Raw genomic sequence first — 13,343 nt, 5'->3', positions numbered from 1 at the left:
CTCCTGCCGGGAAGGCAGATAGCTGCGGACGCCGTTGTCCTTGGTTGCCAGCCCCTCGTTAGGCTGGCGAAGAATTAAAGAGGATCGCCATTGATCCTGTACCGATGTATGAGCAAGACGCGTGCCACACGGGACGCAGAGGGAAGCGGCCGGCCTCCTGCCGCCGGCGCGCTACATTGCGGTGCAACATGCCCGCAAATGAGGCGCAGCGGCGCACCGATTCAGGCAAAGCCGACCGGGTCGCTGCCGTCCCAGACACGGCCGTCGATCAGCGTCGAGCGGCGCATTACGCCAGCCGGGACGTCCACGCCGGCCAGCGCCGCGCCGTCTGTATACAGGTCGATCCGGTTCACCTCGCGCGCTACGGACAGCCAGCTTGGGTCGCTCTGCAACAGGCCCCAGCGCCGCTGCTGGGTGAGGAACCACATGCCGTCCGACAGCCAGGGGAAGGTGGCTTGCCCGTCGGCGAAGAAGCGCAAGCCGTTATGGCCGCGCCAGGCCGCGCCGATGTTTGTCCGTCCCGCCAGGCAGAGCTGCAGCACGTCCCTGCCCGCGCCCACGTAAGCGGGGCTGGCCAGCACTTCGGCCGCCGCTTCGCGGTTGCTGCGCGAGGCATCCAGCCAGCGCGCGGCATCCAGCAGCGCCGCGATCATGGCGCGGCAGGTGTGCGGATGGGCGGCCGCGAAATCGGCACTGGCGCCCAGCACCTTGCCCGGATGGTCGGGCCAGATCGCTTCGCTCGACACGGCGAGCAGGCCGGCGCCGTCGCGCACCGCGCGCTGGCCCCAGGGTTCGCCCGCGCAGAAGCCGTCCAGGTGGCCGGCCGCCAGGCTTGCCGCCATCTGCCCGGGCGGCACCGTGACCAGCTTGCAGTCTACGAAAGGATCGATGCCGGCCGTGGCCAGCCAGTAGTACAGGAACAGCGCGTGATTCCCGGTCGGGAAGGTATGTCCGAAGGTGGGTCGCATTCCTCCGCCGCGCACCAGCCGGGCCAGCGCCCCACCGTCCGGCGCCTGGGCGGCCAGGCTGCGCGACAGCGTGATGCCCTGGCCGTTCTGGTTCAGGTTCATCAGGACCGCCATCTGGCGCGCCCGCGTGCCGATGCCCATCTGCAGGCCGTACAGCAGGCCATACAGCACATGGGCCGCATCGATCTCGCCGCCCACCAGGCGGTCGCGCATGCCGGTCCAGGACAGCTCGCGGCTGAGTTCAAAGCGCACGCCATACTGTTCGTCGAAGCCGAGCACCGACGCCATCACCACCGGCGCGCAGTCCGCCAGCGGCATGAAGCCGATCCGCACGCTGCGCTTTTCCGGTCGGTCCGAGCCGGCCGCCCAGGCGCCGGTTGTCGCAATGCCTGCCATAATCTTCCTGTTCTCCTTGGGTGGCTAACCGAGCAGGTCTTCCACGTCGATCAGCCGCTGCGCGATCTCCGCCAGCTTCATGTTCTTGTTCATGGCCATGCTGCGCAGGCGCTGGTAGGCCTGCTCCTCGCTCAAGCGGTAGCGCGTCATCAGGAGGCCCTTGGCGCGGTCGACCAGCTTGCGCTCGGCCAGCTTCTGGCGCGTGCCCGCGAGCTCGTCGAGCAGCTTCTGTTCGCGCCGGAAGCGCGCCAGCGCCACGTCCAGCACCGGCTTGACGCGTTCGGCCTGCAGGCCGGCCACGATATAGGCCGAGACGCCCGCCTCCAGCGCCGCATCCATGCTGGCCGGCGCATCGTCTTCGGTGAACAGCACGATGGGCCGGCGCGCGTCGCGGGTGGCGATCACGATGTGTTCGAGGACGTCGCGCGCGTCCGACTCGCTGTCGACGATGATCATGTCCGGCTGCAGCTGCGCGATCCGCTCGGGCAGGAACACGTCGGCCGGCAGCGAGGCGACCAGGTCGTAGCCCGATTCGAGCAGGCCGATGCGCAGCGCGGCGCTGCGGCGCGCCTGCTCGGCAAGCACGGCATCGCGTTCCTCGCCAGGCGTGCTGGCGGGATTCACGACGACGATGCGCAGGAGGGGAGATGCACAGCCGGGAAAAGTCATGCCGGTATTGCATGCAAGAAGCGCACCAGCTGCCCCAATCATTCACAGTGGCAACAATGAGACATTCGCGACGTAAATATCAGTCGCCGAGATAGATCGTCAATTATTCACGCCAAGCATCGCTGGAATCACAAATCTAAAGTTTATTTATGGCTCGGACTTCCCTATACTGCACCGCAACATCACAGTCTTTACAGGAGAGCCACATGGCCGTCACCCGCCGCTTCTTCAGCAATGCCGCCGCCGCCCTGCGCAGCTTTTCGATCGAACTCTACGCCGCCCACGGCGGCTGGGCGCCGGTCGTCCGGGGCTGAGCATGACCACACTTGAAACCGTCCTCATCGTCTGCGCCCTCGCCGGACTGGTCATTCGTCTTGCCCTGTTCCTGCGCCCGTCGCGCGAATCGGGCGAGGCAGCCTGACGCGCTGCGACGCAACAGCTGTACTGACATGCATGCGCCGGCCGTACATACGTACGCCGGCGCATTGTTTTTTGGTCTAATCATTCTCCGCATCCCTCCCCCGCAGGGCCACATGCTGAGCTAGAATGCAAAGCGCATTTTCTGGCAAGAAAGCTAATTCCCTTTCACTCAGCACTGAGAACACGATGCGACTACCAGCACTCACAATCTTCGCGGCACAACTCGCCCTGCTTGCCCTGCCGGCGGCGGCCTCCACGCCCATCACCCTCGACCAGGCCATGTCCCACCCCGACTGGATCGGCACTCCGGTGGAAACCGCCTGGTTCAGCTGGGACGGCAAGCAGGTGTATTACAAGCAGAAGCGCACCGGCTCGCCGATCCGCGACACCTGGCAGGTGGCGCAAGGCGGCAAGCCGAAGCTGGTGAGCGATGTCGAAGCCGCCAGGATCGACGGCGCCGACGTGGTCTACAACCCGGCCCAGACCCGTGTCCTGATGCTGCGTAACGGCGACCTGTTCGAGCGCGACCTGCGCAGCGGCGCGCTGGTGCAGATCACGCGCGGCGCCAATCGTCTCGAGTCGCCGCAGTATGCGAGCGACGAGCGCAGCGTCCAGTACCGCATCGGCACCGACTGGTACAGCTGGGACCGCGCCACCCGCGTGGTGGGCCCGGTCGCCCTGCCGCGCGCTGCCAAGGACCCGGCCGTGAACGAGGACGATCCGCTGCGCGACCAGCAGCTGCGCCTGATCGCCACCCTCAAGCGCCAGAAGGACGAACGCGACGCCCTGCGCGAGCGCATGAACGAGCAGCGCCGCGCCGACCCGACCCTGCCCCCGGCCCCGATCTACCTGGGCGAGAAGGTCGCGATCGAAGGCAGCGTGCTGTCGCCCGACGGCCGCTGGCTGCTGGTGGTCACCGCACCGAAAGGCGCCGACAAGGGCCGCATCGGCAAGATGCCGCGCTATGTGACCGAATCGGGCTACGAGGAATTCGACGACCAGCGTCCGCGCGTGGGCCGCAACACGCCGGCGCCGCACGCACTCAAGCTGGTCGACCTGCGCACCAACAAGGTGCAGGACCTGTCCTTCGACGTCCTCCCCGGCGTCAATGTCGACCCGCTGGCCGAGCTGCGCGCCGCTGCCAAGAAGGAGCCGCTCAAGGGCAGCCGTCCGGTGCGCGTGCTCGAAGGCGCCGACGCCATCGAATGGAGCGCGAACGGCGCCAATGTCGCCGTCATGCTGCGTTCGGTGGACAACAAGGACCGCTGGATCGCCACCGTCGACCTGCAGGCTGCGAAACTCAAGCCGCTGCACCGCCTGAGCGACACCGCATGGGTCAACTACGACAACAACGAATTCGGCTGGCTGCCGGACAACCGCACCCTGTGGTACCTGTCCGAGGAAAGCGGCTATTCGCACCTGTACACCCAGCCGGCAGAAGGTGGCGCCCCACGTGCCCTGACCTCGGGCAAGTGGGAAGCCTCGGACGTGCGCTGGTCGCATGACGGCAGCGTCGCCTACGTGATGTGCAACCGCGCCACCCCGGGCGACTACGAAGTCTGCGCCGTCAACGCGAAGGACGGCGCCGTGCGCGAAGTCACGAACCTGGACGGCGTCGAACGCTTCACCCTGTCGCCGGACGAGAAGAAGCTGCTGGTTCACTGGTCGAGCAGCTACACTCCGGTGCAGATCGCCATGGTGCCTGTGAGCGGCGGCGCGGCGAGCAAGCTGACCGACACCCGTACCGCCGAGTACAAGACGCGCCAGTGGGTCGAGCCGCAATACGTGGCGGTGCCCTCGAGCGCCGGCGGCGATCCGGTCTGGGCCAAGCTGTACCGCCCGGCCCAGCTCGAGCCGGGCAAGAAGTATCCGGTCGTGATGTTCGTGCACGGCGCCGGCTACCTGCAGAACGTCAGCAAGCGCTACCCGAACTACTTCCGCGAGCAGATGTTCCACAACCTGCTGGTCCAGAAGGGCTATGTGGTGCTCGACATGGACTACCGCGCCTCCAAGGGCTACGGCAGCAAGTGGCGCACCGCGATCTACCGCCAGATGGGCCACCCGGAACTGGTCGACTACATCGACGGCGTGAACTACATGGTGGGCCAGCACCAGGGCGACGCCAAGAATGTCGGCGTCTACGGCGGCAGCTACGGCGGCTTCATGACCTTCATGGCCCTGATGCGCGCACCGGAGACCTTCAAGTCGGGCGCCGCGCTGCGCCCGGTGACCGACTGGGTGACCTACAACCATGGCTACACCGCGAACATCCTGAACACGCCGGACATCGACCCGGAGGCCTACCGGATCTCGTCGCCGATCGAGTACGCCGACAAGCTGCAGGGCCATCTCCTGATCGCCCACGGCATGATCGACGACAACGTGTTCTACCAGGACTCGGTGCGCATGGCCCAGCGCCTGATCGAGCTGAAAAAGGACAACTGGGAACTGGCCAGCTACCCGCTGGAGCGCCACGCCTATGTGCAGCCGGAAGCCTGGTACGACCAGTACCGCCGCATCTACCAGCTGTTCGAGCGCACGCTCAAGCAGTAAGCGACGCGATACCGCCGTGATTGCAAGGGCGCCTGCGGGCGCCCTTGTTGCTTGAGCGTGAACGCAGCGCGCATGCGCCAGGCGCTACCATACGGCATGCCAGCCTTTCACCCTATCCTCCCCGGAGCCGCCATGTCCGCCTTCCGCGTACCAATCATGCTCGCCTTCCTGCTCGCCGCCGGCACCGCCCACGCCGAGATCCAGGTCTTTACCGGCCTGCCGGCAGGAGGCGGCCTGGACGCCCGCAAGGTGGTGGAAGCCCGCTACGGCAGCGCCACGCCCAACCTGGTGAAGCGGATCGAGGGCAGCCTCACCACGGCCACCGTGGAGAACACGGGCGGCGCCGCGGCCGGCGAAGCGGTTCCGGTCTCGTTCGGACAAGTGTTTGCGCCTGGCGTCCTCCAACCCGGCACTTCGCTGCACGGCAGGACCGCCGCCGGAACAATCCCCCTTCAAATGGACGTCAAGGCGACCCACCCCGACGGGTCGGTGCGGCACGCAGTGATCTCGGCACTGGTCGCGCGGCCGGAAGCGCGCAAGCCGGTGGCGCTCGGCCTGTTCGCGGGAGCGGCCCCGAATGCGCACACGAGCGCCGCGCCGGAAACGGAGCGGCCGGCCGTCGATGCCGTGGTCAGCGCCACCATCGACGGCAAGCGCTACAGCGCCACGCTCGATCGGCGCCCTGCGCAGCCGCCCAGGGACAGCTGGCTGGCTGGCCCCATCGCACACGAGTGGCACGCCGCCGTGCCGCTGCGCAGTGCCGGCGGCGAGGAGCATCCGCAGCTCGTGGCGCGCTTCGCGCTGCGCACCTATCCCGGGGCCAGGCGAACCAGGGTCGACATCACCGTCGAAAACGCCTGGGCTTTCGAGCCGGGGGCCAGGAACTTCACCTACGACGCGCAGATCGCGCTCGATGGCGCTGCCGTGTACACGCGGCCCGGCCTGAACCACTACCACCACACGCGCTGGCGCAAGGTGTTCTGGGTCGGCGGCGATCCGGGCGTCGACGTGCATCCCAGCATGCAGGACCTGATGGCCAGCCGCGCGATCCCGAACTACGACCCCACGGTGCTGGTGGCGGAATCGGCCCTGGCCGACATGCAGGCGCGCTGGCACGGCCCCCGCACCGAACCGATGGGCACCGGTGAAGCCTTGCCTGCGATGGGAACCACGGGCGGGCGCGCCGACATCGGCCTGCTCCCGGGATGGGCGGCGATGTACCTGCTGAGCGCCGATGCGCGGGCCAGGAAGGTCACGCTGGGCACGGGCGACCTGGCCGGCAGCTTCTCCGCGCACTTCCGGGACAAGCGCAGCGGACGGCCGGTGAGCGTGCGCGACTTTCCCTACATGACGATCCTGGGCCGCCCCGGCGACGCCATCAATCCGGCCACCGGCAAGTCCGAAGGTTTCCGCGGTTGCGAGACGCCGGGCAGCTGCGACAGCCCGAACCTGCACGACGTGCCGCACCAGCCGGAACTGGCTTATCTCCCCTATCTGGTCACCGGCGACCATTACTATCTCGAAGAACTGCAGTTCTGGGCGATGTACAACGCCTTCTCGTCGAATCCCTACTACCGCGAATTCGACAAGGGGCTGCTCAAGCCGGACCAGGTGCGCGGCCAGGCCTGGGGCCTGCGCACGCTGGCGCGCGCCGCTTATATCACGCCGGACGACGATCCGCTGAAAAAGCATTTCAGGCACATCGTCGACAGCAACCTGGCCTGGTACAACGCGCACTACACCGACAATCCCCAGGCCAACGCGCTGGGTGTCGTCGTCGATGGCTACGCGGTCGTTTACAAGAACGGCACCGCGCTGGCGCCGTGGCAGGACGATTTCTTCACCGCGGCCGTCGGCATGACAGCGGAACTCGGCTTCGACAAGGCCCTGCCGCTGCTGAAGTGGAAGGCCAGGTTCCCGGTCGCGCGCATGGTCGATCCGGACGCGTGCTGGATCGATGGCGCGATCTACGACCTGAAGGTGCGCGACAGCGCAGGCAGCCCGTTCTACCGCAACTATGCCCAGGCCTACCGCGCCAGCCACGCCCCCGAGTTCCTTGCCCTGCCCTGCGCCGGCGCAGACATGGCGGCGGCGCTCAAGCTGGCCGTGGGCGAAATGACCGGCTACTCCACCAGCGTGGTGGGCTACCCGTCGAACATGCAGCCGGCGCTCGCCTACAGCGCCGCCGTCGCAGGCGACGACGGACGCAAGGCGTGGGAACGCTTCATGGCGCGCAGCGTCAAGCCGGACTACGGCAACGGCCCGCAGTTCGCCATCGTGCCGCGCTGAGGCAGCCTTTACTCGGACTGCGCCAGGAAGTCGAGCAGCGTGAGCGCCACCACCTTGGTAGCCTTGCGCAGGTCGTCCAACACCAGCCGCTCGTCGGCCTTCTTGGCGTTCGATTCGGGCACCGTGCGCGGCCCGGCGCCGTACAGCACCGCCGGAATGCCGCGCTCGCCGTACAAGCGCGCGTCCGCATACAGCGGCGTGCCCTGGGCCGTGATCTCTTCGCCCATGACGGCGCGGCCGTGGCGCTGCAGGCTGGCCACCAGCTTGTCGGACCCGGGCAGCGGGCGCAAGGCGTGCGACAGCAGCAGGCGCCGGATCTCCAGGCGGATACCCGGCATGCCCGCCACCGCATCCTCGATCAGCGCGCGCACCTGCGCTTCCACCGCCACCGGGTCTTCTTCCGGGATCATGCGGCGGTCCATCTTCATCACCACCTTGCCCGGCACCACGTTGGTGTTGGTGCCACCGTCGATCCGTCCGACCAGCATGGTGGGTGAATCGATGCCCGGCACGCCGGACTTGATCTTCTTCAGTTCCGGCAGCTGGCCGTAGATCGCGTTCAGGATGCGGGTGGCGGCCTGCAGCGCGTCCACCGCGGTCTCCGGCATCGCGCCGTGACCGGCCTTGCCGTGCACCGTGATCTCCAGCTGCAAACAAGCGTTGTGGGCGGTGACGATGTTGTAGCTGAAGCCGGCCGCGATCACGTAGTCGGGACGGGTCAGCCCCTGCTCCAGCAGCCAACCCGGGCCGAGCAGGCCGCCGAATTCCTCGTCATAGGTGAAGTGCAGCTCGAGCGCGCCCTTGAGCGGCAGGCCCAGCGCTTCCAGCGCGCGCACCGCGAACACATAGGTGGCGAAATCGCTTTTCGATACCGCCGCGGCGCGGCCGTAGATGGCGCCATTGTGAATCTCGGCGCCGTAGGGCGGCCTGGTCCAGCCCTCGCCCGGCGGCACCACGTCGCCATGCGCATTCAGCGCCAGCGTCGGGCCTCCCGGGCCGTAGGGGCGGCGCACGATCAGGTTGGTGATGCTCGCCATGCCATAGTCGCGCACCTCCTGTTCAGGTACCGCGTGCTTCTCGGCGTTCCAGCCGTACTGCGCGAGCATCTGCGCCACCGCATCCGCGTGCGGCGCGTTGTTGCCCGGCGGCGTGTCGGTCGGGATGCGGATCACCTGCTGCAGGAAGCCGACCTGTTCGTCGAAGTGCGCGTCGATCCATTCCAGGAGCTGTTGCTGTCGCTGGTCGTTCATTATTTCTGTCCTGTTTTTGCGCCGGTTTCGAACCAGGCGCCGACCTGCGCCCGTTCGGCATCGGTCATGTGGGTAAGGTTCGCCAGCGGCATCGCTTTCAGCTGCACCGTCTGCTGGTAAATACGCTGGGCGTTCTGGCTCACGAGTTCGGGGGTGTGCAGCATCACGCCGCCCGGCGCCGTCGCGAAGCCCGGCTGGGTCGGCTGCTGCGCATGGCAGGACACGCAGCGCTGGTCGATGATGGTGCGGACCTGGGCGAAGCGCGCCGCCTCGTCCTGCCCCGCCGCGGCCTGGCTCCCTGCCGGCGCCTTTGGCGCAATGGCAAAGGCGAGCAGCGCCAGCAGCGCCACGCCCGCCGCCGGGTACTTCCACTCGATGCGGCCCTTGTGGCGCAGGTTGAAGAAGTGGCGGATCAGCACACCGGCCGCCATGATCACGCCCAGCACCGCCCATGAGTATTCGTGGCGGTAGGTCATCGCATAGTGGTTGCTGATCATGATGAACAGCACCGGCAGCGTGAAGTAATTGTTGTGAACACTGCGCTGCTTGGCCTTGATGCCGTGGATCGGGTCCGGCTTCTGGCCCGCCAGCATGGCCTTGACCATCTTGCGCTGGCCGGGAATGATCAGCATCGCCACGTTCGCCACCATCATGGTGCCGATCATCGCCCCCACGTGCAGGTAGGCGGCGCGGCCGCTGAGCAGGTGCGTCAGCACATAGCTGCTGGCCACCAGGAAGGCGAAGATGGTGAGGCCGAAAGCCAGATCGTGCCTGCCCAGCGGGGAGCGGCACAGCAGGTCGTAGACGATCCAGCCGACGACCAGGCTTCCCAATCCGATGCCGACCGCCTGCCAGCTGGTGAGGTCCGCCACGCTGCGGTCGACCATCATGGCTTGCGCATTCAGGTAGTAGACGATGACCAGCAGCGCGAAGCCCGACAGCCAGGTGGAATAGGCCTCCCACTTGAACCAGTGGAGCTCCTTTGGCAGCTCGGCGGGCGCCACGAGGTACTTTTGCGGGTTGTAGAAGCCGCCGCCGTGCACGGCCCACAATTCACCTGCGACGCCCTTCTTCGCCAGCTCCGAACCCGGCGCCGGCGGGCGGATTGTGTTGTCGAGCCAGACGAAGTAGAAGGAGGCGCCGATCCAGGCGATGCCCGTGATGATGTGCAGCCAGCGCACCAGCATGTTGAACCATTCCAAAGCATACGGGCCGAGATATCCGAAACCATCCATAGGAGGCGTCCTTATTGAGTATCCCTCGAAGATAGCTTGATTTCATTTTCTGCAACATGAAATTTAGCGTATATTCAACATATCTGTATTGATATACGCGCCCATGGCCAGCCTGCCCCAGCACCTCGACCTGCACCTGATCCGCATCCTCTATTTGCTGCTGCAGGAGAAGAACGTGTCGCGCGTCGCCCTCAAGCTGAACCAGCCGCAGCCATCGATCTCGGCTTCGCTGCGCAAACTGCGCGAGCTGACCGGCGACCCGCTCTTGGTGCGCGGTGCGCGCGGCATGGTGCCGACCCAGCACGGCGAGAGCCTCATGAAGCCGGCCAAGCGCATCCTGGACGAAGCCGAGAGCCTGTTCGTGCGCAAGTCGCCCTTCGTGCCGGAAGAAGCGACGCGCACCTTCCACATCGCCGCGCCCGACTACCTCGACACCCAGTTCCTGCCGGGCGTGGTGGCCGCCCTGCGCCGCGGTTCGCCCAACAGCAAGGTGGTGATCCACAGCCTGGGCCCGGGTCTGGACTACCTGCGCATGCTGTCCGACGGCGAGATGGACCTGGTGATCGCCAACTGGGACGAGCCGCCCGCGCACCTGCACATGTCCAAGCTGTTCGAAGACCCGATCATCTGCACCATGCGCGCCGACAGCCCGTACGCACGGCGCACCGCGGCCGACGGCATGACGGTCGAAGACTACCTGTCGCTGCCGCACGTGGCGCCCTCGCAGATGCTGCCCGGTTACCACGGCGTGATCGACGCCCACCTCGACCGCATGGGCATGCAGCGCAAGGTGGCGGTCGAGTCGCCCTATTTCGGCGTGATCCCCTACATGCTGACCCAGAGCGACCTGGTGCTCACGACCGGACGCCAGTTCATCCGCTTCTACGAACGCACGCTGCCCCTGAAAAGCTTCGCGGTGCCGATCAAGTTCCCGCCGATGCGCTTCTACCAGCTGTGGCACCAGCGCGTGCACCAGTCGTCCGAGCACAAATGGCTGCGCGACCAGGTAAGCGCCGCGGCGCGGGCGCTGGTACCGAAGTAAGCGCAATACCGGCTATGCGCCCGCGCGTATAAGCTGGAGGCTTGCAGGATTTATCATCATGGACTCGAATGAGGCGATGCATACCATGACTACCCTGTCCGACCTGAATACTTGCGAAGCCAGCGCCTTCGTCGAGGCGCTGCGCGGCATCTATGAACACTCTCGGTGGATCGCCGAGCGCGCGGCCGGCAAGCGCCCCTTTGCCAGCCTGGCTGCGCTCAAGCTGGCCCTGCAGGAGGTGGTGACGCAGGCGGACGAGGACGAGCAGCTGGCGCTGCTGCGCGCCCACCCTGAGCTGGCCGGCAAGGCAGCCATCGCGGGCGAGCTGACGGCGGAATCGACGGGCGAGCAGGCCGCGTCCGGCCTGAACCGCTGCAGTCCGGATGAATACGCCCGGCTGCACGAACTCAATGCCCGGTACAGCGAGAAATTCGGCTTTCCCTTCATCCTGGCGGTGAAGGGACCGACGGGACGCGGCCTCACGCGCGCCGCCATCATCGCCACGTTCGCGCGGCGCCTGAAGAACACCCGTCCTGATGAGATGCTTGAGTGCCTGCGCCAGGTGCACCGCATCGCGGAGATCCGCCTGAACGAACTGCTGGGCGTGCAGCTGCGCTTCGGGCCGCAGGTGATGGACTGGGCCGAAACGCTCGGCGCCATCAGCGACGATGAGGATGGACTGACCTGCGCCTACATGACCACGGCCCACCAGCGCAGCGCACAGCAGCTGCGCGACTGGATGATCGAGGCCGGCATGGAAGTGCACATCGACGCGGTCGGCAACGTGGTTGGGCGCTATGCGGCGGCCCAGGCGGATGCCAAGACCCTGCTCACGGGCTCGCACTACGACACGGTGCGTAAGGGCGGCAAGTACGACGGCCGGCTCGGCATCCTGCTGCCGATCTCCCTGGTGCGCCACCTGAACCAGCGGGGCGAGCGCCTGCCCTTCCACCTGGAGGTGATCGGCTTTGCGGAAGAAGAAGGCGTGCGCTTTCGCAGCACCTTCCTGGGCAGCAGCGCGATCACAGGGCGCTTCAAGCCGGCGTTGTTGGACCAGCAGGACAGCGAGGGCGTCAGCATGCGCGACGCCTTGCAGGCTGCTGGCCACGACCCGGCGGCCATCGCCGCGATCGCGCGCGATCCTGCCACGCTGCTGGGCTTTGTCGAGGTCCATATCGAACAGGGACCGGTTCTATTGGGGCGCGGCCTGCCCGTGGGCGTGGTCACGGCGATTGCCGGCAGCTCGCGTTACCTGGTCGAACTGCTTGGTGTGGCCAGCCATGCCGGCACCACGCCGATGGGCATGCGGCGTGACGCCGCCGCAGCGGCTGCCGAGATCGTGCTGCTGGTCGAGCAGCGCTGCAGCGGCCGCGGCTCGCTGGTCGGCACGGTCGGCCAGCTCGAAGTGCCGGCCGGTTCGGTCAACGTGATCCCCGGCCAGTGCCGGCTGTCGCTCGATATCCGCGCGGCCAGCGACGAGGAGCGCCTGGCGGCAGTAGACGATATCCTGGCGGGGCTGAGCGCCATCTGCGCCCGGCGCGGCATCGAGGAAAAGCTGTGGAAGCTGGTCGAGGCCGACGCCGCTCCCTGCGCGCCGCGCCTGATGGACGGCCTCGGCGCCGCCATCGAAGCGGCCGGCCTGCCGCGCTTCGACCTGCTGTCCGGCGCCGGCCACGATGCCATGGAGATGGCCAAGGTTACGGAAGTGGCGATGCTGTTCACCCGTTGCGGCAATGGCGGCATCAGCCATAATCCGCTGGAGACCATGACGGCGGACGATGCCGAGATCGCGGGCGAGGTGCTGCTGGACTTCCTGCGACGTTACACATACGCATGACGAATGGCACATGCGGCCGGCGCGCCGCATCCCGACAATAGGGGTACACGCTGCATCTCGGTGACGCAGCGGACCACATTGATCGGAAAAGCCACATGAACAAACGCGTCTCTGCAATCCTCCTCGCCCTGCCATTGTTCGCCAGCCTGTCCGCGCACGCGGCCGGGCCGGACGACACCCGCTTCTATGCCGGCATCGCAACCGGCCAGTCGAAGTCGACCCTTGAGAACCCCGAGGGCGAACGCTTCAGCAGCAAGAACCATCCCCTGCGCGTCAAGCTGTATGGCGGACTCGCACTGAGCGAGCACCTGGCGCTGGAAGCCGGTTACGCAGGCGTGGCGAGCAGGTACAAATTCGACCGCGACATGTTCGACACCGCCCAGGATCCACGGTTGGCATCGCGCGCTCTCTACGCGGCCGTGAAAGGCTCGGTGGCCGTCAGCGACAAGGTGTCGCTGCACGCCAAGCTGGGCGTGGCGCACAGCCGCTTCGAGATGTCGAACGCCGGCCAGCTTGACGGTACGGTCAGCGACACCAAGCCGATGTTCGGCGTCGGCGCCTCGTACAAGCTGACGGAGAATGTCGCCGCTACGCTCGAATTCGAACACTACGGCACCGTGCGCGAGAAGGACGTCAAGCTGAGCCAGCGGCAGCTGCAGGCCGGTCTGCGCTTCGGCTTCTGAC

At 66.8% G+C, this 13,343-nt stretch carries 9 protein-coding genes; 5 read left to right on the top strand and 4 right to left on the bottom strand.

All coding sequences use genetic code 11. The annotated features are described in order from the left end of the window. Nucleotides 1-221 precede the first annotated feature (221 nt). Nucleotides 222-1,364: a CmpA/NrtA family ABC transporter substrate-binding protein gene (locus tag LK539_RS06920; protein WP_227800177.1), complete on the bottom strand. Its 1,143-nt coding sequence runs from the start codon at nucleotides 1,362-1,364 to the stop codon at nucleotides 222-224. Between the two features lie 24 nt (nucleotides 1,365-1,388). Further along, nucleotides 1,389-2,033 (bottom strand): ANTAR domain-containing response regulator, encoded by a 645-nt coding sequence (locus LK539_RS06915; RefSeq protein WP_227800176.1) that lies wholly within the window; start codon nucleotides 2,031-2,033, stop codon nucleotides 1,389-1,391. A gap of 606 nt (nucleotides 2,034-2,639) precedes the next feature. Here LK539_RS06915 and LK539_RS06910 point away from each other — a divergent pair. Further along, nucleotides 2,640-5,006 (top strand): prolyl oligopeptidase family serine peptidase, encoded by a 2,367-nt coding sequence (locus LK539_RS06910; RefSeq protein ID WP_227800175.1) that lies wholly within the window; start codon nucleotides 2,640-2,642, stop codon nucleotides 5,004-5,006. 132 nt (nucleotides 5,007-5,138) lie between these two features. Next, nucleotides 5,139-7,295: a hypothetical protein gene (locus LK539_RS06905; RefSeq protein WP_227800174.1), complete on the top strand. Its 2,157-nt coding sequence runs from the start codon at nucleotides 5,139-5,141 to the stop codon at nucleotides 7,293-7,295. A gap of 8 nt (nucleotides 7,296-7,303) precedes the next feature. On the opposite strand, the gene LK539_RS06900 is transcribed toward LK539_RS06905, so the two are convergent. Next, a complete protein-coding gene (locus LK539_RS06900) occupies nucleotides 7,304-8,545 on the bottom strand; it encodes a M20/M25/M40 family metallo-hydrolase (protein ID WP_227800173.1) in 1,242 nt (413 codons plus the stop codon). After that, nucleotides 8,545-9,780: a urate hydroxylase PuuD gene (locus LK539_RS06895; protein ID WP_227800172.1), complete on the bottom strand. Its 1,236-nt coding sequence runs from the start codon at nucleotides 9,778-9,780 to the stop codon at nucleotides 8,545-8,547. Before LK539_RS06895 ends, LK539_RS06900 begins: the two co-directional genes overlap by 1 nt. A gap of 103 nt (nucleotides 9,781-9,883) precedes the next feature. On the opposite strand from LK539_RS06895, the gene LK539_RS06890 reads away from it, so the two are divergent. The 3 genes from LK539_RS06890 (at nucleotide 9,884) to LK539_RS06880 (ending at nucleotide 13,342) form a co-directional block, all read left to right on the top strand. Further along, nucleotides 9,884-10,822, top strand: a complete 939-nt coding sequence (locus tag LK539_RS06890) for a LysR substrate-binding domain-containing protein (RefSeq protein WP_227800171.1) — start codon at nucleotides 9,884-9,886, stop codon at nucleotides 10,820-10,822. Nucleotides 10,823-10,907: 85 nt separating this feature from the next. After that, entirely contained in the window at nucleotides 10,908-12,659 is a 1,752-nt protein-coding gene (locus LK539_RS06885; protein WP_227800560.1) for an allantoate amidohydrolase, read from the top strand. A 95-nt stretch (nucleotides 12,660-12,754) separates the two neighbouring features. Further along, on the top strand, nucleotides 12,755-13,342 hold the full coding sequence (locus LK539_RS06880) for a porin family protein (protein WP_227800170.1): 588 nt from the start codon (nucleotides 12,755-12,757) through the stop codon (nucleotides 13,340-13,342). Nucleotide 13,343 lies beyond the last annotated feature (1 nt).

Source organism: Massilia sp. IC2-476, from assembly GCF_020707295.1.
GTDB lineage: Bacteria > Pseudomonadota > Gammaproteobacteria > Burkholderiales > Burkholderiaceae_D > Telluria.
The sequence above is the reverse complement of the archived record's forward strand: the minus strand, read 5'-3'. Positions and strand labels throughout refer to the sequence as shown.